The following is a 19,710-nucleotide window of genomic DNA, read 5'->3' as shown; positions in this document are numbered from 1 at the left end:
GAGATGGCCCTGCACTTCGTCACGCACGACGCGACCGCCGTAGAGCCGGGCGGCACGGTGACCCTGACCGGGGCCGAGGCCAAACACGCCGCCGTCGTACGCCGGGTGCGGACCGGGGAACCGGTCACGCTCGGCGACGGGTCCGGTGTGTGGCTCGAGGGCGAGGTCACGGCCGCCGCACCGAGCCGAGTGGACGTGCGGATCCTCGTACGCCGGGTGGATCCGCGGCCGGATCCGCGCATCCTCCTCGTGCAGGCGCTCGCCAAGGGCGACCGCGACGAGCTGGCCGTGCAGGCCGCGTGCGAGCTCGGCGTCGACGAGATCGTGCCCTGGCAGGCTGCGCGCAGCGTGTCGCGCTGGGAAGGTTCGAAGGCGGCCAAGGGCCGGGAGCGCTGGGCGACGATCGTCCGCGAGGCCGCGAAGCAGGCGCACCGGTCCTGGGTGCCCGAGGTCGCCGCCGTCGAGAGCACTGCGGATCTCGCACGCCGTGCTGCGGGGCAGCGGGTGCTGATCCTGGATCCGACCGCCCCGGTTCGGCTGTCGGCGATCGTCCAGGACGATCGCGACATCGTGCTCGTGGTCGGGCCGGAGGGCGGGATCGCTCCGGAGGAGCTGGATCGCCTGACGGCGGCGGGCGCCGAACGCGTGCTGCTCGGCGACACGGTCCTGCGCACCTCCACCGCAGGCCCTGCCGCGATCGCGGTGCTGAACGTCGCTCGCGGGCGCTGGTAGCACCGCGCATCGGAGCGCTCAGGGAACGCCGCCCGTCCGAGCCTGCAGGCACGGACGGGCGGCGTTCGCGCGTCACTGACAGGTGGCCGCGGGGTAGCCGACCGTCACGGTCGCATCGTCGACGGAGAACGTCGTCTCACCGGTTCCGATCGACGACGTGTGCGTCGGGAACGCGATCGTACTCGACGTCCCCGGAGCGACACTGTCCGCGGTCTTCGTGCCGAAGGGGGTCGTGATCGTGATGTCGGCGGCCTTGTACGCGGTGTTCTGGACGGTGGTCTTGAACACGATCTGGCTCCCGGTGCAGTGCACCGCGACCGACGGGACCACGGTGCTCTTCGCTGCGCCGACGGCCAGTACGGGGATCTTCAGGTAGGAACCCGGCGTCGCGAAGGCGACCCGCACCGCTGATGCGAACACGGGTGCGAACGAGACGGTGGTGGGCAGACCGTTGGCGTGCGGGGGCTGGTTCCGCGCCGACGTCGAATGCCAGGTGCCCTGCGCATCGCGGTAGTCTACGCTCACCCCGGTGATCGTCCCCTCGATGTTCGTGAAGCCCACCCGATCCACGATCTGCGCCGTGGCCGGCTCGACCGTGAACGTCGCAGCGGACACGGGAGTGCCGCCGGTCCAGGTGGACCACGACGTCGCGGCGTTCCGATCGCAGGCGCTCTGCGCCGGCATCGTCGCCCACTCGGTCTGGAAGAAGCTCGCCGACACCGTCGTGCCCGCCACGGAGCAGAGATCCGTGACACCGTCCGCCCCCCAGATCTGTACCTCCGAGATCGACTGCCACGTGTTCGTCGCGGTGCTCAACTGCAGCCGGATCCCGTTCGTGAGCGGCAATCCGGTCAGGTCGAGCTTCGCCACGGGTGCCGACGCGGATGCATCCTGGGCGAGCGCAGCATGCACGGTGGACGGCCGCCAGGCGCCCGACGCGTCCACATACTCGACAGCGATGCTCGATGGCCAGGTCGCGGTGGATCCGTCCTTGTAGGTGTGCACGTCGATCTCGTCGACCTTTTCGGCGAGCGGCCAGGAGAACGACAGCCAGCTCGAGGCCGGGTAGGCGCCGCCGCCCACCCAGTTGTCCCAGCCCTTACCCTTCACGTTGCCGTCGACGACGCTGGGCGCCATATCATTGCGACTCGAGGCGGCGACAGTCGCCTGTGGCGCGAGGTTCACGATCCCCGGCGTCGCGACCATGATCGTGCGCGTGAACGTGCGGCCGGCGGTGAACTGCGCATCGGCGCCGAGCGTTCCCGTGATCGTCTGCGACCCGCGCTCGGTGAACGAAGTCGCACTCCAGGTCACCCCGACCTGCGCGGTGCTGCCGCCCGATGTCACAGGTACGGTCACCGGCAGCCTCGCGCCGAAGTCCATGCCGGGTTCGATCGTGGTCGGCAGACCGGTGTCGCCGACCGACCAGATGCCGTTGCCGAGGCCCTTGTCATCCCAGTAGGTCGCATCCCAGCCGCGGGCCCACCGGGCCGGATCCTCGGTGGCGGGGTTTCTCATCTCGGCGCGGCCGTTCTCCCCGAACGTGATAGGCAGGGCGACATAGGTGGAGTCGGCGGCTCCGGAGTCCCAGCGATCGCCGAGGTAGACATAGCGGCCCCCGCCGAGATCGAGCACGCTCGCGGTCTGCGAGCCAAAGGTCGTGCGCCGGGTGTCGCCGATCGACAGCAGGCCGTCCCCGCCCTCGGGGATCGAGTTGTAGGCGACGTTCTCGTACGGGTCGTTCGGATCGACGCCGCGGATCCAGGCCCCCAGCACGCTGTCCGCGGTGTAGTACGTCTGCGGATTCGGGCCCCAGCCGGTCGCGCCGGACGCCACGGCGTAATACTTGCCGCCGTGTGCGAAGAGAGCGGGGGCCTCGAGCATGCCGCACTCCTTCACGATCTGGAAGTCCTGCCCGCGCACCGGTGCGGCGGCGGTGCCGTCGGCGAAGATGTACGGGTAGCGGCCGTCCGCCGAGTACTGCCCGGCGTTCAGCTGATCCGCGTTCGTCGTGTGTGTCACGTTGGTGTACGAGGAGTCGAGCTTCGCAACGTAGAGCGAGCGGTTCTCCTCCGAGGAGTAGGAGATGTATGCCGTGCCGTCGGCATCCTGGAAGACGGTCATGTCGCGGGCCTGGCCCGGGACCGCGGCAGAGATGCAGTCCTTGTAGTTCGTGCGGTTGGGCAACCGGTAGACGCCGACCATGGTGAACGGGCCGGTCGGGCTGTCCGAGACCGCGACGCCCGCCATCGAGCGCGCGTACATGCTGCCGCCGGGAGTCGTCTGGCCGTCCGAGTGCCACCACAGCACCCAGGTGCGGGTGCTCTTGTTGTAGAGCACCTTGGGGCGCTCGAAGACCGTCGTGTGGTCGGCGGCATCGGCCGTGTCCAGGTGGTAGTCCAGCTGAGCGATCCGGTCGGCGCGGGGGTTGCCCGCGTCATCGACGGTGTCGTACAGCGCGTCGAAGTACGGTGAGGTGAGTTCGGAGGCGCTGGACACCGCGCGCAGCACCACGCCCTCGTCGGTCCAGTTCAGGGTGTCGTAGGACTTGTAGGCGTGCACGCCCGGGCTTCCGTAGTATCCGTTGGTCCGGTCCTCGCCGTACCAGTAATAGACGGTGCGTCCCGACTCCACGCCGCTGGTGACGCCGTCGCCGGTGACGCCGAGCTCCTGCGCCGTGACGATCTGTCCGCCGTGCGCCTGGATGTGGGCGCCCTTGTCGTCGAACCAATACGGCTGGAAGTAGTCGGCGGCGCGGGACCCAGGATCCTGTATCGCGGGATATGTCGAGTAGGTCGTCGGGTCGCCGGTGGGAACCGCGGCCTGAGCCGTTCCTACGCCGGCCATGGCCAGCGCGACGGCTGTGCAGGCCGCGAGCGCCACTGCTCGGGTGCTCTTCATCCATCACTCCTTCGTGATTGTGTTGACGTCAACAGTGTTAACGTCAACATTGAAGCAGGTGAGAGAGCGCCCGCGCAAGGATCCCGAGCAGCCCACCGGCGTCCCGGGCGATCGATAGACTGAGCCCATGAGCGAGCCGTCGATCTTCACGCGCATCCTGAACGGGGAGATCCCTGGCGAGATCCTGCTGGAGACCGACCGCGTCTTCGCGATCCGCGACATCAATCCGCAGGCGCCGCTGCACGTCCTCGTCATCCCGAAGAGCGAGCAGTACCGCGATGTGACGGAGCTGGCCGCAGGCGATCCCGGCCTGCTCGCCGACCTCGTCGCCGCAGCGCAGCGGATCGCCGCCGAGCATGCGAACGGCGAGTACCGCCTCATCTTCAACAACGGCGCCAGCGTCGCGCAATCCGTCTTCCACGTGCACGCCCATGTGCTCGGCAACCTCGAGGAGAACAAGCTCGTTGGCTTCTGACGATCAGGCAGAGAGCACGGTGTCCGCTCGCATCGAGGTGGACGGTGTCGCCATGGTGCAGCTGCTCGGCCCGCAGGACCGGCTGCTGCGCATGCTCGAGAAGGAGCATCCGGCCGTCGACGTGCTCGTGCGCGGCAACGAGGTCACCCTCACCGGCGAACCCGACGCGGTCCGCTCGGCGCACAAGCTCGTCGACGAGCTCATCGAGCTGACCCGATCCGGTCATGCCCTCGCTCCGAGCGACGTGTCCCAGTCGGCGCGCATGCTGGAGCGGTCCGAGGGCCTGCGGCCGAGCGAGGTGCTCGGCGAGGCGATCCTGTCCACGCGCGGACGGGTGATCCGGCCGAAGACGCCCGGTCAGAAGGAGTACGTCGACGCGATCGACGAGAACACCATCGTGTTCGGCATCGGTCCCGCGGGCACCGGCAAGACCTACCTCGCGATGGCGAAGGCCGTGCAGGCGCTGCAGCGCAAAGAGGTCGAGCGGATCATCCTGACCCGGCCGGCTGTCGAGGCGGGCGAGCGACTCGGATTCCTGCCGGGAACGCTCACCGACAAGATCGATCCGTACCTGCGGCCGCTCTACGACGCGCTGAACGAGATGATGGATCCGGAGATCGTGCCGCGGCTGATGGCGAGCGGCACGATCGAGGTGGCGCCCCTGGCCTACATGCGCGGTCGGACCCTGAACTCCTCGTTCGTCGTGCTGGACGAGGCGCAGAACACGACGCCCGAGCAGATGAAGATGTTCCTCACCCGGCTCGGGTTCGGCACGCGCATGGTCGTCACGGGCGACATCACGCAGGTCGACCTGCCGACGGCCGCCTCTGGCCTGCGCATCGTCACCCGGGTGCTCAAGGACATCGACGACATCCACTTCTCCCTGCTCACGAGCGACGACGTCGTGCGGCATTCGCTGGTCGGGCGGATCGTCGACGCGTACACCGAATACGACGAGCAGCGTACGGCGGCCCGCACGGAGCGCGAGCAGGCGGCCGAGTTCGCCAACCGGGCGGAGCGCCGGTCCGGAATGCAGCGCCCCGGTCCCCGCGACCGCATGCCGAAACGAGGCCTGAAATGATCGAGATCAACAACGAGTCCGCGATCGCCATCGATGAGACGGTGCTGCTGCGCCTCACCGAGCGCAACCTCGCCGAGCTGAACGTCAGCGCGGATGCGGACGTCGCGATCGTCCTGGTCGACGAGGGCGCCATGGAGGCGCTGCACGTGCAGTGGATGGACGAGCCGGGCCCGACCGATGTGCTGAGCTTCCCGATGGACGAACTGCGTCCGGGCACCCTCGACCGGCCGACGCCCGCCGGACTGCTCGGCGACATCGTGCTCTGCCCGCAGGTGGCCGAGACGCAGGCCGTCACGGCCAAGCACGACCTGATCGACGAGCTGATCCTGCTCACCACGCACGGGCTGCTGCACCTGCTCGGATTCGACCACGCCGAGCCCGAGGACGAGAAGGAGATGTTCGGCCTGCAGCGCGAGCTCATCGCGGGCTTCGCCGCCGACGAGCGATCCCGCGGTCGATGACTCCCTTCCTCCTGCTCGCCGGCGCGATCCTGCTCGTCGCCTTCGGCGGCCTCATGGCCGCCATCGACGCCGCGCTGTCGGTGACCTCGCGCGCGGATCTGGCGGAGATGGGATCCGAGGGGCGCAATGCCGCAGCGCTCGCCAGGATCGCGGCGGACCCGGAGCCGCACGCGAACGCCGTCGCCTTCATGCGTGTCTTCGTGGAGACGGCGGCGGCCGTGCTCGTCACGGTCGCCCTCGTGCTGCTGCTGAACGGGCAGATCTGGTGGGCGATGCTCGCCGCCGTGGTGATCATGACGGGTACCACGTTCGTGCTGGTCGGCGCGAGCCCGCGGTCGTTCGGCCGGCTGCACTCGGATGCGATGCTGCGCGCCTGCGCCCCGGTGGTGCGCGCCGTGCGGGTGATCCTCGGCCCGATCGCGCAGGGCCTCGCCGTGTTCGGCAGCCGCGTCACGCCCGGTGCGGGCCGGAGCAGCTTCGCGTCGGAGGAGCAGCTGTTGAGCATGGTCGACGAGGCCGCCTCGCACGACCTCATCGAGGCCGACGACCGCGAGCTCATCCACTCGGTGTTCGACTTCACGGATCAGTTCGTGCGTGCGGTCATGGTGCCGCGCACCGACATGGTCACGGTCGACGCGACCGCGACCACGTCGGACGCGATGGAGCTGTTCCTCAACCGCGGCATCTCCCGGATCCCGGTCGTCGATGACGAGGCCGACGACGTGCTCGGCGTGCTGTATCTCAAGGACCTCGTGCAGTTCGCCTACCGCGACGACCGCAGCTGGCGGGCGGCCTCGGTGCGCCAGATCGCCCGGCCGGCCGTGTTCGTGCCTGAATCCATGCGCGCGGAGACCCTGCTGCAGCAGATGAAGCGCGAGGCCGTGCACGTGTGCATCGTCATCGACGAGCACGGCGGCATCGCGGGTCTCGTGACGATGGAGGACCTCATCGAAGAGCTCGTCGGCGAGATCGCGGACGAGTACGACCGCCCGAGCGCCGAGGTGGTCGAGCTCGAGCCGGGGCGCTATCGCGTCAGCGGCCGGCTGAGTCTCGAGGATGTCGGCGAGCTCTTCGGTGTCGACCTGGAGGACGACGACGTCGACTCGATCGGCGGGCTCCTCGGCAAGGAGCTCGGCCGCATCCCGACCCCCGGCGCGACCGCTGTCGTGCGCGGGCTGCTCCTCACCGGCGGCGCCTCGCGAGGGCGCGGCCGGGGCATCGAATACGTCTTCGTCGAGCGGGCCGAGGAGCCGCGCACGGAGGATCATGACAAGGAGAACCACGATGAGCGATGAGCGAGAGCCCGCACAGACCGAGGACGGTCACCGCAGCGGCTTCGTGACGTTCGTGGGACGGCCGAACGTCGGCAAATCCACCCTCACGAACGCGCTGGTCGGCGAGAAGATCGCGATCACCAGTGAGAAGCCGCAGACCACGCGGCGAGCGATCCGCGGCATCGTGAACCGTCCCGACGGCCAGCTCGTGATCGTGGACACCCCGGGGATCCACCGCCCGCGCACGCTGCTCGGCGAGCGGCTGAACGACCTCGTCGAGCAGGTTCTCGGCGACGTCGACGTGATCGGGTTCTGCGTGCCCGCCACCGAGAAGGTCGGCCCCGGCGACCGGCGGATCGCCGCGTCGCTGGACGGCTACCCCCGGGCGAAGAAGATCGCGATCGTCACCAAGGTCGACGCGGCCGAGCGCGATGAGATCACCGAGCGACTCATGGAGGTCGACTCCCTGCGCGAGGACTGGGCGGCGGTGATCCCGCTCTCCGCGCTGACCCGCGTGCAGCTCGACGTGCTCGCCGACGAGGTGCTCGCGCTCTTGCCCGTGGGGCCGTCGCTGTATGACGACGACATCGTCACCGACGAGACGACCGAGGACCGGATCGCCGAGATGATCCGTGAGGCGGCCCTCGAGGGCGTGCGCGACGAGCTGCCGCACTCGATCGCCGTCGTGATCGACGACATCGCACCACGCGAGGGCACCGATCTCACCGACGTGCACGCCTCGATCGTCGTGGAGCGGGACAGCCAGAAGGCCATCATCATCGGCCACAAGGGCAAGCGGCTGCGTGACGTCGGCGCCACCGCGCGCACCGGCATCGAGGAGCTCCTCGGCACCCGGGTGTTCCTTGGTCTGCATGTCAAGGTCGCCAAGGAGTGGCAGCGCGACCCGAAGCAGCTCGGGCGGCTGGGGTTCTGACATGGCTGTTCCCGCGCGGCACTGGATCGCCCCCGAGTTCGGCGGGCCCGAGCGGTGGCGGTTCGTCGAGACGACGGCGCCGACCCCGGTTCAGGGCGAGGTCACGATCCGGGTGCGGGCCGCGGGGATGAACCCCGCCGACCGCAAGCACGTCGCGACGGCTCGCCCCGGTCTCACTCTGCCGGCGCCGATCGGCTACGAGGTGTCCGGCGAGATCCTCGCGATCGGGCCGGACCCGCGGATCGGATCCGGAGACGCGCAGGTCGGTGACGAGGTGATCGCGTTCCGGGTGCAGGGCGGGTACGCGACGGCGCTCACGATCCCCGCCGAGAAGGCGTTCCGCAAGCCCGGGCCGCTCTCGCATGCGGAGGCGGCGAACCTGCTGCTCGCCGGGTCCACGGCCGCCGAGATGCTCGACCGTGTGCGCGCGGAGCCGGGGGAGACGATCCTGCTGCACGGCGCCTCCGGTGCGGTCGGCGTCATGGTGCTGCAGCTCGCCGCGCTGCGCGACATCCGGGTGATCGGCACGACGAGTGAGGCCGGCGCCGACCGCGTGCGCGGCTTCGGCGGGATCCCGATCGCGTACGGCGCGGGTCTCGAGGAACGCGTGCGGGCGCTCGGCATTCCCGTGCACGCAGCGCTGGATGCGGTGGGCACGGACGAGGCGGTCGACGTCTCCCTCGCTCTCGTGCCGGATCGCTCTCGCATCGTCACGATCGCGGCGCCGGCGCGTGCGGCGGAACACGGCTTCGCGGCGATCGCGGGCTCGCAGCCGGAGAGCGCGCTCTTCCGCGACCGGATCCGCGGGGAGCTCGTGCGTCTCGCCGACGAAGGCCTGCTGACAGTGCCGCTCGCGCGCACCTATCCGCTCGCCGACGCACTCGAGGCCACCCGCTTCCTTGCCGAGGGCCACCCCGGCGGCAAACTCGCCCTGATCCCCTGAGGCTCGTCGGTCCCTGAGCGCGCCCGGTCCCTGAGCCCGCCGCGGATTCAGGATGAGGGGTGGGCCGACGCTCGCGAGGAGAGCGGCAGGTGTCACCACCCGCCCGAGGATCCTCCACCTCCGCCGCCGCCCGAGAACCCGCCGCCGAACGACCCGCTCGACGACGACGAAGAGCTCGGCGTCGGGGTCGCGGTCAGCGCGCTGCCCATGCCGGAGAGCGATCCCGCGAAGCTGGCACCGGTGTAGCCGAGATACCAGGCGGGCACGATGTCATCGTTCAGGTACTGCACCGCGAGCACCTGCCCCCACTCGCGCTCCATGCCGAACAGCATCGCGTAGGGGAGCAGGCGTTCGTACAGCACGACGATGTCGACTGAGCCGTCCTTGCGACGCTCGGCTCCGCGATACGACTGCAGCATGCGGATCCGATCCGCTTCGGCAAGGCGGATGTACTCGCGCACGCCGAGCAGATATTCGCGGGCCTCGGCGCCCTGGGCCGTGAGCACGGCGCGGCGCCGCAGGGAGACGAGCAACGCGACCAGCGCCACGACCGACAGCACGATCGCGACGACGAAGGCGGCGATGGCCGCAGGGCGCCCCACGGCCATGCCCGGCGTGGCCAGAGCCACGGCGCCGAGACCGGCGGCGAGTCCGAACCCGCTGAGCACGATCGCGAGCGGGGAACGCCGGCGCTCGAACAGCCCGCGTTCGAACGCCGCGGCATGGGCCGAGCCGGTGAGAGTCTTCAGGCGGGACACGAGCGGATCGTTCGGAATGTCCAGATAGAGCTTCGTGCCGACGGGGGAGCCGGGAAACAGCGCGTGCAGGGCCTCGGCGTCGAGCGGGTCCGCGGGGACCGACGCATCCTGCAGCTCCAGGACGGGTTTGCTCTCGCCATCCTCGATGCGGATCGAGGCATGCACGGCCAGGTGCACGATCTCCGCGGAGTTCGCGACGGGCTTACGGCCCTCCAGTTCTGCGGCGAGCACGGGCGGCAGCGCGGCCGGAACGTCGTATTGGGCGACCACGATGCCGCGCCCGCGCCGGCGTCCGCTGCGGCGCAGCAGCGAGATCCCGAGGATCGGGCCTCCGATCGCCAGCAGCGCGCCGGCCGCGGCGAGCGGGAACGGCACGACGTCGGTCATAGCGTCGGGTACGCGCGCGGGTGCCTGCGCGAAAGTGCCGAGCTTCATCGGGAACGCGACGGTCACGCCGGATCCTGCGGGCACGTCGTCCTGCGCCACGGTCAGGATCTTCGCGGAGGACGCGTCCGGGGTCAGCGCGCACGGGGTCGTCGATCCGGCCGGGCCGACATAGCACGACGGTGCGCCGAGCTTGGCGGCGCTGATGGCCGGATCGAACATCAGCACCGCGGAGAAGTGCGTGATCGGCTGCTGTGAATTCAGCGGCAGCAGGTTCCAGTACCACTCGTCGATCTGACGGTCAGAGGGGCGGTGCACGACGTCGCGCATCGTGTACTGGATCCGGTACGTCGTGAGTCCGTGCTGATACACGTCCGCGTCGCCGATCTTCAGCTGCCGTTCGCCGTTGTCGGTCGTGCTGTTGTCGTAGGGCAGGTGCGTTCCCTTGCCGTCGGTGACCGAGACGATGCGCAGGTCGAGAGGGGCGCCGTCGTACCAGGTCGGCAGGCCGCGGATGATCCCGTGATTCTGGTCGAAGGCGGGGAAGTCCGCGACCAGCGTCTCGGTCACGAGGAGTTTCGCACGGCCGTTGTCGTCGCGGCTGAGCTGATACTGGGCGGTCCACGAGGCGTAGGAGAAGCTGTTCGCATCCGCGCGCGCGGCCTGCGCGGTCAGCAGCGGGGCGAGCACGAGAGCGAGCGCTCCGAGCAGGGCGAGCACGCGGGCGCGCAGTCGAGCCGTCATGCCAGCCAGATTAGCCGCCCGCGGTCCTGAGCCCGCCCCGGCCCCTGAGCCGCTTTCGGTCCCTGAGCCTGCCGAAGGGTCCGAAGGCCACAGAGACTCAGTGCAGCGCGTTGCTCGTGATGATCTCGCGGAGCACGGCCTCGTCGTTCCCGATCTCGACCACCCGCTGCGGTGCGGCGAGCAGCTCCTGCAACTCGTCCGACAGCGGGAGCGCGATCCCGAGGGCCTCGGTGATGGTCTCGCCGAACTTCTCCGGTTTGGCCGTCTCCAGCACCAGCATCGGAACGCGGTCTTCGATGTATGCGGCCGCGACGTGCACCCCGTCCGCGGTGTGCGGGTCGATGATCGTGCCCGAGGCCTCGTGCACGGAGCGGATCGTGGCGAGCCTGTCGGCGTGAGTGCTGGTCCCGCTGACGATGCCGAACTCCTCGGCGAAGCGGCCGAGGTCGGCGGTGAAGTCGAAGGCGCCGGTCGCAGCGAGGTCGTCCCACGCGGCGCGCACGCGCTGCGGGTCGCGGTCGACCAGATCGAAGATGAAGCGCTCCAGGTTCGATGCCTTCGAGATGTCCATCGACGGGCTGGAGGTCGCCAGCGTCTGGGCGGCGCTGCGCGGCCGGTAGACGCCGGTACGGAAGAACTCGTCCAGCACGTTGTTCTCGTTCGCGGCGAGCACGAGCCGGCGGATCGGCAGTCCCATGCCGCGAGCGAAGAAGCCGGAGAGGATGTTGCCGAAGTTGCCGGAGGGCACCGCGAACGAAACCTCGAACCCGCGACGGGCGCTCTCATCGAGGCCGTCCGTGGCGCGCAGCCAGGCCCAGAAGTAGTAGACGACCTGCGCGGTGATGCGGGCGAGGTTGATCGAGTTGACCGCGCCGAGGTGCTGCGCGTTCTTGAAGTCGAGGTCGCCGGCGAGATCCTTGACCAGGTTCTGGCAGTCGTCGAAGACGCCGTCGACGGCGATGTTGTGCACGTTCGCGTCCTGCAGCGAGTACATCTGCGCGCGCTGGAACGGGCTCATCCGTCCCTGCGGCGACAGCATGAACACGCTGATCCGGTCCTTGCCGCGGAGGGCATGCTCGGCGGCGGAGCCGGTGTCGCCCGAGGTCGCGCCGACGATGTTCAGCACGCCGCCGGTGCGCTCCAGCGCATACTCCAGCGCCTGCCCGAGGAACTGCATGGCCATGTCCTTGAACGCCAGCGTCGGGCCCTCGGAGAGACCGACGAGCGTGATCCCGCCGCCGATCGGGCGCAGCGGCACCGGCTCCGCGAACACGGCGGGGGAGTACGCGGCGGCGCACAGCGCGGCGAGATCGTCGCGGGGGATGTCGGTGGCGAACAGGCCGAGCACCTCGGTCGCGAGTTCCGGATAGGACAGGGCGCGCCAGCTCTCCAGCGCGACGGCATCGACCGTCGGCAACTGGGCCGGCACCAGCAGACCGCCGTCGGTGGCCAGCCCCTCGAGCAGGGCCTCGCTGTAGGTCTTGGGCTCGCCGCCACCGCGGGTGGAGATGTACTGCAAGAGGTGCTCCTCGGGAGTCTGTGCCGTCCGGATCCTCGGATCCGCGTGCTTCGATTCTCGCAGGTCTGTCACAGCCGCGAGGCCCCGATGACGCCGTGCTAGCATGGCGGCATGCGCGCAGGCGGTCTGCTCCTTCTTAGCTGCCGCGACGAGTCCCGTATCTGAGGGCCCCACTCGTCGCGGTGTTCGTGTTGGCCCGCCCCACATGTGAAGCGACGAGAAGAGCACAACCCTCATGATCAACAACCAGCGCCCCTCCGCGATGCCGATCCACAAGTATCGGCCGTACCACGAGCAGATCCCCGTCGAGCTGCCCGACCGCACCTGGCCGTCCGCCCGCATCACCCAGGCTCCGCGCTGGTGCGCGGTCGACCTGCGCGACGGCAACCAGGCCCTCATCGACCCGATGTCGCCCGAGCGCAAGCGCGTCATGTTCCAGCTGCTCGTGGACATGGGCTACAAGGAGATCGAGGTCGGGTTCCCGTCCGCGAGCCAGACCGACTTCGACTTCGTGCGTCAGCTCATCGAAGAGGACCTGATCCCCGACGATGTCACGATCCAGGTCCTGACGCAGTGCCGTGAGCACCTCATCGACCGCACGTATCAGGCGATCGCGGGCGCCAAGCAGGCCATCGTGCACTTCTACAACTCCACGAGCGTGCTGCAGCGCGAGGTGGTGTTCCGCTCCGACCGTGAGGGCGTCAAGCAGATCGCCCTCGAGGGCGCACGGTTGTGCCGGGAGTTCGAGAAGCGGATCCCCGACACCGAGGTCTACTACGAGTACTCGCCGGAGAGCTACACCGGCACCGAGCTCGAGTACGCCGTCGAGGTCTGCAACGAGGTGCTCGAGATCCTGCAGCCGAGCCCCGGACGCAAGGTCATCATCAATCTGCCCGCGACGGTCGAGATGGCGACGCCCAACGTCTACGCCGACTCGATCGAGTGGATGAGCCGGCACCTGGCGCACCGCGAGAACGTGATCCTGTCGCTGCACCCGCACAACGATCGCGGCACCGCGGTCGCCGCGGCGGAGCTCGGCTACATGGCCGGCGCCGACCGCATCGAGGGATGCCTGTTCGGCAACGGCGAGCGCACCGGCAACGTCGACCTCGTCACGCTGGGCGTCAACCTGTTCACCCAGGGGATCGACCCGCAGATCGACTTCAGCGACATCGACCAGGTCAAGCGCACGGTCGAGTACTGCAACCAGTTGCCTGTCCCGGAGCGCAGCCCGTGGGGCGGCGACCTGGTCTTCACCGCATTCAGCGGCTCGCACCAGGACGCGATCAAGAAGGGCTTCGAGGCGATGGCCGCGAAGGCCGAGGCGCAGGGCGTGACGGTCGACGACATCGAGTGGGGCGTGCCCTACCTGCCGATCGACCCGAAGGATCTGGGCCGATCCTACGAGGCTGTCATCCGGGTCAACTCGCAGTCGGGCAAGGGCGGGGTCGCGTACCTGCTGAAGACGGATCACGCCCTCGACCTGCCGCGCAAGCTGCAGATCGAGTTCTCCGGCGTGGTGCAGGCCAAGACCGACGCCGAGGGCGGCGAGGTCACCAGCGAGCAGATCTGGGACATCTTCACCGACGAGTACCTGCCCGCGTCGGCCGACGACGCCAAGTGGGGCCGGTTCGAGCTGCTCGGCACCCGCACGAACAGCGACATGTCGGGCGAGGTCAGCCTCGAGGTCGTGCTGCGCGACGACGACGAGCGCGTCGAGACGTCGGGCGCGGGCAACGGCCCGGTCGCGGCGTTCATCGAGGTGCTGCGCGCACGTGGCTTCGAGATCTCGCTCTACGACTACGTCGAGCACACCCTGTCCACCGGTGGCGACGCCCAGGCCGCGGCCTACGTCGAGCTGCAGGTCGGCGACCAGCGCCTCTGGGGCGTGGGCATCGACGGCGACATCTCCACGGCCTCGCTGAAGGCGATCGTCTCCTGCGTGAACCGCTCGATCCGTGCGCACACCGACGCCGCAGAGCTCGTCACCGCCTGAATCGACGCTCTTCGGGGTCTTCCCGGGGTCGTTGAGCGAGGACGGAGCGGAGCGACGACCGAGACGAAACGCGCTGATTCCACGGGGACGGCGCGTTTCGTCTCGCTGCTCCTTCGTCGCTGCTCGCTCAACGACCCCGAACCATCCCGGAGTCGGGATCCTCAGGACTTGATGACCGGGATCATCCCGGTCTCGGCGGCGACCTTGCGACGGTAGAGGCGACGCTGTTCCGGCAGCGACAGGTCGAACGTCACGGCGAGCACGCGGATGATCGTCGTCACGATGATGCCGATGATCGCGGCGAGCGTGATCGACATGCCGAAGGCGTTCGCGATCACGATGAACGCGCACCCGGCACCGGCCGCGACCGCGTACAGGGATCCGACGTGCATGATCGCGGTCGGCAGCCCCATCAGCATGTCGCGCAGCACGCCGCCTCCCACCGCGGCGCAGACGCCGATGAACACGGCGGGCACCGGCGGGATGCCGAATCCGATCGCCTTGCTCGTGCCGAAGGCGCCGAACATGCCGATCACCACGGCGTCGAGCACGACGATGATCCGGTTGAGGCGGTTGAACAGCCCCGCGAGCAGCATCCCGAACAGTGCGGCGCCGGTCGCCGTGAGCAGGTACCAGTTGCTCTGCAGAGAGGCGGGCGGCACGCCCAGCAGGATGTCGCGGATGAGTCCGCCGCCCATCCCGATCATGATGCCGATGATCGCGACCCCGAGCCAGTCCAGGCGCCGCTGCCCCTGGAAGCCGGAGGCGAACATCGCACCCTGCACTCCGCCGAGGCCGACGCCGAGCAGATCCGCCCAGAGCGGAATGGTGAAGAGCGGTTCGGTCACCCGTCCATTGTCCCGCACGGAGGATAATCGAGAGGTGCCCACCTACCGAGATGAAGCGGTGATCCTGCGCACCCACAAACTCGGTGAGGCCGATCGGATCGTCATCATGCTCTCGCGGGCGCACGGCAAGGTCAGGGCGGTCGCGAAGGGCGTGCGCCGCACCTCGTCGAAGTTCGGATCGCGGCTCGAGCCGTTCATGGTCGCCGACGTGCAGCTGTATCAGGGCCGTTCGCTCGACATCGTGCAGCAGGCCGAGTCGCTCGGCTCTTACGGCGCCGACATCGCCCTGCACTACGACCGCTACACGGCCGCGAACGCGATGGTGGAGACCGCCGACCAGCTCAACGACACCGAGGCGACGCCCGAGCAGTATCTGCTGCTGGTGGGCGGGCTGCGGGCGCTCTCGCGCGGAGAGCACGCCGCGCGGAGCATCCTGGACTCCTACCTGCTGCGGGTGATGGCACTGTCCGGCTGGGCGCCGTCGTTCACGGACTGCGCGCGCTGCGCCAAGCCCGGATCGCACACGGTCTTCGTCCCCCAGATGGGCGGCATCGTCTGCGACGAGTGCGCCCCGGTGGGCAGTCCGCGGATCCCGTCCTCCGCGCTCGACGTGCTGCAGGCGCTGATCGCGGGAGACTGGGAGCGCGTCGATTCCGCGTCGCATCGCGACACTGCGGCCTCATCCGGCGTCATCGCCGCTTATGCCCAGTGGCATCTCGAGCGGGGGATCCGCTCGCTCTCCCTCGTGGAAGGACCGCGTTGAGCCCGAAGCCGTATACGCACAAGGACGCCGTACCCTATCGTCCGCTGGACTGGACCGGGGTGCTGCCGCCGGCGTTCCCCGCCGTGCCGAATCACGTCGCGATCGTGATGGACGGCAACGGCCGCTGGGCGAACCGCCGGGGGCTCAATCGCATCGAGGGGCACAAGGCGGGGGAGGAGGTGCTGCTCGACGTGGTCGCCGGGGCGATCCAGGCGGGCGTGAAGCACCTCAGCGTGTACGCGTTCTCGACCGAGAACTGGGCGCGCTCTCCCGAGGAGGTGCGCTTCCTGATGGGCTACAACCGCGACGTGCTGCACCGCCGCCGCGACCAGCTGAACGAGTGGGGCGTGCGGATCCGCTGGGCCGGACGCAAGCCGCGGCTGTGGGGATCCGTCATCAAGGAACTCCAGGTCGCCGAGCAGCTCACCCGGGGCAACGACACGCTGACCCTGACGATGTGCATCAACTACGGCGGCCGGGTCGAGCTCGTCGACGCCGTGCGCGCGATCGCCGAGGACGTGAAGGCGGGCCGGATGCGGCCGAGCGCGATCACGGAGAAGGCGATCCGCCGGCATCTCTACATCCCGGACATGCCCGATGTCGACCTGTTCCTGCGCAGTTCGGGGGAGCAGCGCACCTCGAACTTCCTGCTCTGGCAGTCGGCGTACGCGGAGATGGTGTTCCTGGACACCCTGTGGCCCGACTTCTCCCGTGAGGAGCTGTGGCGCGCGATCGGCATCTACCTCTCCCGCGACCGCCGCTTCGGCGGGGCGATCGACACCCCCGACGCGGCAACGTCCGGTCCCTGAGCCGACCTCGGTCCCTGAACCCGCTCCGGTCCCTGAGCCTGTCGAAGGGACCAGACCCGACACCGCGCTGATCACACGAACTGCACGCGTGGCGGCGGTGTGTCGGCGTAGACGCGCCCGTCGGGGCTGGTCCAGATGACGATGCCCCCGGGGTGCTGCACCGCGGTCCATCGCCAGCGGACATCATGGTCCGGGTGTTTGAGCGAATGATGGCCCGCGCACAGGCAGCACAGATTGCAGAGATCGGTCGGGCCGCCCTTGGCGTGGTCATGATTGTGGTCGATCTCGCAGAGGTGAGCGGGCATCCGGCAGCCCGGGAACCGGCAATGCCGGTCTCGCGCCCGGAGATACCGGCGCATCCGTTCGGTCGGCGCATAACTGTCGGTGCGGGTGAGCATTCCGGTGGGATCGAGGAAGAGTCGTTCCCAGTGCTCCGCGCCGCCGGCCAGGTATCGGGCGAGATCGGGGTGGATCGGGCCGTGCCCGTCATGCTCCGCCGGGCGATCATCGGAGCCGATGAGGGTGGTCGCGGCGATGGTGACCTGGACGGTGGCGTGGATGGCGTCGATGCCGGCCTCGGCGAGCGAATCGGTGCGCGCGGCCAGCAGGAGGTCGGTGGCGATGTCGGCGCGGATCTCGTCGAGCGTGCGATCGTCTGTGGGGGACTCCCCGAGATCCTCAAGAATGCTCTCGAAGCCCGCGAGCCTCTCGTTCTCCTTGTCGGTCAGTTCCTGGCCGGGCTGCGGCGCGGAAGGCCCGTGGAAGGCCCCGCAGTCTTCCGCGGCCCGGGTGAGCTTGATCTGCTTCGCGATCGCGGTTGCCCGGTCGTATGCGGCGTGCGCGAGGGGCGTGGGTATCAGGATCGCGAACAGGCTCATCCCGTCATCGACGTCGGTGACGGTGATGCGCCGGTCTCCGCGGGCGCGGCGGTGGCGCTCGACGACGGTCTCGGGAGCGACGGCAGCGGCGACCGACTTCGCGAAAGCCTCGGTGCGCGGCGGCGTCTCCGCTTTCGCGTAAGGAACCACGTGACCCTCGAACCGTTCGTGCGCGTCGATATCGGCGAGATCGAACGCCGCCGCCGCAGCGATGATCACCGCGGCATGGCGGGCGGAGATCGATCCGGCTTCGAGTGCGGCACGCGTCTGCGGGAAGCGCTTCTGCAGCGCCCAGCCGATCCCGAGAGAGCGTGCGGCGGCGCCCCGCGTGATGTGCAGGGCGGCGGAGATCTCGGCGAACATCGATCGCTCTGCCGCCTCGTACCCGGCGCTTCCCGGCGGAACGGCATCGAGCAGCAGATCCACCCGCTCGCCGAGCAGCGCCGCCTTGTCGGCCTCCGCTCGCGCGATGATCTGATCGAGCGCACGGCACTGATCCGTGATCTCACCGCTGCGGGTGAGGTAGGGATCGGGATCTGCTGCCATGAGACGAGTATAGAACAAAACTACGAGAAAAGCCAGACCCTGACCGAGCTGTTATTGGTGCTTGAGCAGGTTTTCTTTCCGATTCCGCTGAAGTGGACGCGTGGCTCTCGAGCCGGAGGATCACCGCCCCTTCTCGCTCCCTGGTGCCTCACCCCGGTCCTTGGGCCTGTCGAAGGGATCTACTCCGCGCCCCATGCCGTAGACTGGATCCCGCGAAGGGGAGTATTCCGACTTCACGCGATCGTCATCACGAGGTTCCGCCGTCCATCACGGCCAGATCTCCGGGCGCGTGGCCGCTGTTCCAGCGGGGAAGAGACTTTCGGTCTTTGACCGACTCTTCGAAAGGCCCCCGTGGACGTTCCCGTCTGGTTCGAAATCGTCTCGCTCGCCGTGCTGCTGCTGATCCTGATCGGCGACCTGCTGATCGTTCGTTGGCGCCCGCACATCCCGTCCACCAAGGAGTCCACGCTCTGGGTGGTGTTCTACGTCGCTTTGGCGCTCGGCTTCGCAGGTCTCCTGCTCGTCGTCGCCGGCCCCGGCCATGCAGGGGAATTCCTCACCGGGTGGGCGCTGGAGTACAGCCTCTCGATCGACAACCTGTTCGTGTTCGTGCTGATCATGGCCCAGTTCTCGGTGCCGCGGAAGCTGCAGCAAGAGGTGCTGATGGTCGGCATCATCATCGCGCTCGTGCTGCGCGGGATCTTCATCCTGCTCGGTGTCACGATCATCGAGAACTTCGCACCGGTGTTCTACCTGTTCGGCGCGTTCCTGATCTGGACGGCGATCCGCCAGGCCATGCCGGAGAAGGAGCAGGAGGACGACACTGCCGCGAGGGAAGGCTTCGCGGTCCGCCTGGTACGCAAGCTCGTCCCGGTCAGCGACGAGTTCGACGGGCCGAAGCTGCGCACGGTCGTGGGCGGCAAGCGGGTCTGGACGCCGACGATCATCGTGTTCGTCACGATCGGCGTGACGGATCTGATGTTCGCGATCGACTCGATCCCGGCGATCTTCAGCATCACGCAGAACAGCTTCCTGGTGTTCACCGCGAACATCTTCGCCCTGATGGGGCTGCGTCAGCTGTACTTCCTGCTCGGCGACCTGCTCGACCGGCTGCGTTACCTGCACTATGGGATCGCGGTGATCCTCGCCTTCATCGGCGTGAAGCTCGTGCTGCACGCGATGCACGAGAACACGGTGCCGTTCATCAACGGCGGCCAGCCGATCGAATGGGCGCCGGATGTGCCGATCTGGCTGTCGCTCACTGTCATCGTCGTCGCCATGCTCGGCGCCACCGGGGCGAGCCTGATCGCGTCGGGCCGGGAGAAGCGGCGGGAGCGCGCGCTGGCGGACTGACCGTCTCGACCGTTCTCGCGCCTCCTGATAGGTGCGGCGGACACTACCGAACCGCCTAGAGGCGTCCTCCGCGTGGGACCACAAGGCGCTGCAGACCAGGTATTGCGCAGGCCCCCCTGTCCTGGTTAGTAGGTGGTGTAGAGGTTTTTGATGGTGGTGGTGTTGAGGATTTCTTGGACGAGGACGGGGCTTTCGATGGTGCCGTTCCAGGCGTTTGCGGGGGTGGCGCTGGTTTGGGCGGAGCCGATGGTGACCGGGCCGGTGGCAGTGGTGTCTCCGGGTGGGGGTGTGTGCGGGGCGACGGTTTCCTG

At 68.8% G+C, this 19,710-nt stretch carries 17 protein-coding genes; 11 read left to right on the top strand and 6 right to left on the bottom strand.

Annotation, left to right across the window (positions count from 1 at the left end; all coding sequences use genetic code 11):
* Positions 1–3 precede the first annotated feature (3 nt).
* Positions 4–732: a 16S rRNA (uracil(1498)-N(3))-methyltransferase gene (locus ABD882_RS08650; protein ID WP_345186112.1), complete on the top strand. Its 729-nt coding sequence runs from the start codon at positions 4–6 to the stop codon at positions 730–732.
* A gap of 72 nt (positions 733–804) precedes the next feature.
* Here the strand turns inward: ABD882_RS08650 and ABD882_RS08645 are convergent, their stop codons facing one another.
* Positions 805–3,633 (bottom strand): glycoside hydrolase family 43 protein, encoded by a 2,829-nt coding sequence (locus tag ABD882_RS08645; RefSeq protein WP_345186110.1) that lies wholly within the window; start codon positions 3,631–3,633, stop codon positions 805–807.
* A gap of 127 nt (positions 3,634–3,760) precedes the next feature.
* Here ABD882_RS08645 and ABD882_RS08640 point away from each other — a divergent pair, with 127 nt between their 5' ends.
* The 6 genes from ABD882_RS08640 to ABD882_RS08615 are packed head-to-tail and all read left to right on the top strand — an operon-like array spanning position 3,761 to position 8,801.
* Positions 3,761–4,108 carry an HIT domain-containing protein gene (locus ABD882_RS08640; protein WP_345186109.1) on the top strand — a complete coding sequence of 116 codons (348 nt, stop codon included), beginning with the start codon at positions 3,761–3,763 and terminating at the stop codon, positions 4,106–4,108.
* A gap of 52 nt (positions 4,109–4,160) precedes the next feature.
* Entirely contained in the window at positions 4,161–5,189 is a 1,029-nt protein-coding gene (locus ABD882_RS08635; RefSeq protein ID WP_345186139.1) for a PhoH family protein, read from the top strand.
* A complete protein-coding gene (ybeY, locus tag ABD882_RS08630; protein WP_345186107.1) occupies positions 5,186–5,650 on the top strand; it encodes an rRNA maturation RNase YbeY in 465 nt (154 codons plus the stop codon). The genes ABD882_RS08635 and ybeY overlap by 4 nt, the downstream gene beginning before the upstream one ends.
* Entirely contained in the window at positions 5,647–6,945 is a 1,299-nt protein-coding gene (locus ABD882_RS08625; protein WP_345186105.1) for a hemolysin family protein, read from the top strand. The genes ybeY and ABD882_RS08625 overlap by 4 nt, the downstream gene beginning before the upstream one ends.
* Positions 6,935–7,858, top strand: a complete 924-nt coding sequence (gene era / locus ABD882_RS08620; protein WP_345186104.1) for a GTPase Era — start codon at positions 6,935–6,937, stop codon at positions 7,856–7,858. Before ABD882_RS08625 ends, era begins: the two co-directional genes overlap by 11 nt.
* Position 7,859: 1 nt before the next feature.
* Positions 7,860–8,801, top strand: coding sequence for an NADP-dependent oxidoreductase (locus ABD882_RS08615; protein WP_345186103.1), 942 nt, complete (start codon positions 7,860–7,862; stop codon positions 8,799–8,801).
* 92 nt (positions 8,802–8,893) lie between these two features.
* Here ABD882_RS08615 and ABD882_RS08610 read toward each other — a convergent pair whose 3' ends face one another.
* A complete protein-coding gene (locus tag ABD882_RS08610) occupies positions 8,894–10,687 on the bottom strand; it encodes a DUF2207 family protein (RefSeq protein WP_345186101.1) in 1,794 nt (597 codons plus the stop codon).
* 97 nt (positions 10,688–10,784) lie between these two features.
* Entirely contained in the window at positions 10,785–12,206 is a 1,422-nt protein-coding gene (gene thrC, locus ABD882_RS08605; RefSeq protein WP_345186100.1) for a threonine synthase, read from the bottom strand.
* Positions 12,207–12,441: 235 nt separating this feature from the next.
* Between thrC and leuA the strand changes: the two genes are divergently transcribed.
* On the top strand, positions 12,442–14,202 hold the full coding sequence (gene leuA / locus ABD882_RS08600; RefSeq protein ID WP_345186098.1) for a 2-isopropylmalate synthase: 1,761 nt from the start codon (positions 12,442–12,444) through the stop codon (positions 14,200–14,202).
* Positions 14,203–14,363: 161 nt separating this feature from the next.
* Here leuA and ABD882_RS08595 read toward each other — a convergent pair whose 3' ends face one another.
* Entirely contained in the window at positions 14,364–15,050 is a 687-nt protein-coding gene (locus ABD882_RS08595) for a trimeric intracellular cation channel family protein (RefSeq protein ID WP_345186096.1), read from the bottom strand.
* 34 nt (positions 15,051–15,084) lie between these two features.
* Here ABD882_RS08595 and recO point away from each other — a divergent pair, with 34 nt between their 5' ends.
* Positions 15,085–15,813 (top strand): DNA repair protein RecO, encoded by a 729-nt coding sequence (recO, locus tag ABD882_RS08590; RefSeq protein WP_345186095.1) that lies wholly within the window; start codon positions 15,085–15,087, stop codon positions 15,811–15,813.
* Positions 15,810–16,622 carry an isoprenyl transferase gene (locus tag ABD882_RS08585; RefSeq protein WP_345186094.1) on the top strand — a complete coding sequence of 271 codons (813 nt, stop codon included), beginning with the start codon at positions 15,810–15,812 and terminating at the stop codon, positions 16,620–16,622. The genes recO and ABD882_RS08585 overlap by 4 nt, the downstream gene beginning before the upstream one ends.
* Before the next feature lie 71 nt (positions 16,623–16,693).
* On the opposite strand, the gene ABD882_RS08580 is transcribed toward ABD882_RS08585, so the two are convergent.
* Positions 16,694–18,046 carry an HNH endonuclease signature motif containing protein gene (locus tag ABD882_RS08580; protein WP_345186092.1) on the bottom strand — a complete coding sequence of 451 codons (1,353 nt, stop codon included), beginning with the start codon at positions 18,044–18,046 and terminating at the stop codon, positions 16,694–16,696.
* A gap of 351 nt (positions 18,047–18,397) precedes the next feature.
* On the opposite strand from ABD882_RS08580, the gene ABD882_RS08575 reads away from it, so the two are divergent.
* Positions 18,398–19,399: a TerC/Alx family metal homeostasis membrane protein gene (locus tag ABD882_RS08575; RefSeq protein WP_345186091.1), complete on the top strand. Its 1,002-nt coding sequence runs from the start codon at positions 18,398–18,400 to the stop codon at positions 19,397–19,399.
* A 125-nt stretch (positions 19,400–19,524) separates the two neighbouring features.
* On the opposite strand, the gene ABD882_RS08570 is transcribed toward ABD882_RS08575, so the two are convergent.
* A partial coding sequence (locus tag ABD882_RS08570; RefSeq protein WP_345186089.1) for a hypothetical protein occupies positions 19,525–19,710 on the bottom strand: 186 nt, incomplete at its 5' end.

Origin of the sequence: Microbacterium panaciterrae, from assembly GCF_039541635.1 — a bacterium.
Taxonomy (GTDB): Bacteria; Actinomycetota; Actinomycetes; order Actinomycetales; family Microbacteriaceae; genus Microbacterium; species Microbacterium panaciterrae.
The sequence above is the reverse complement of the archived record's forward strand: the minus strand, read 5'-3'. Positions and strand labels throughout refer to the sequence as shown.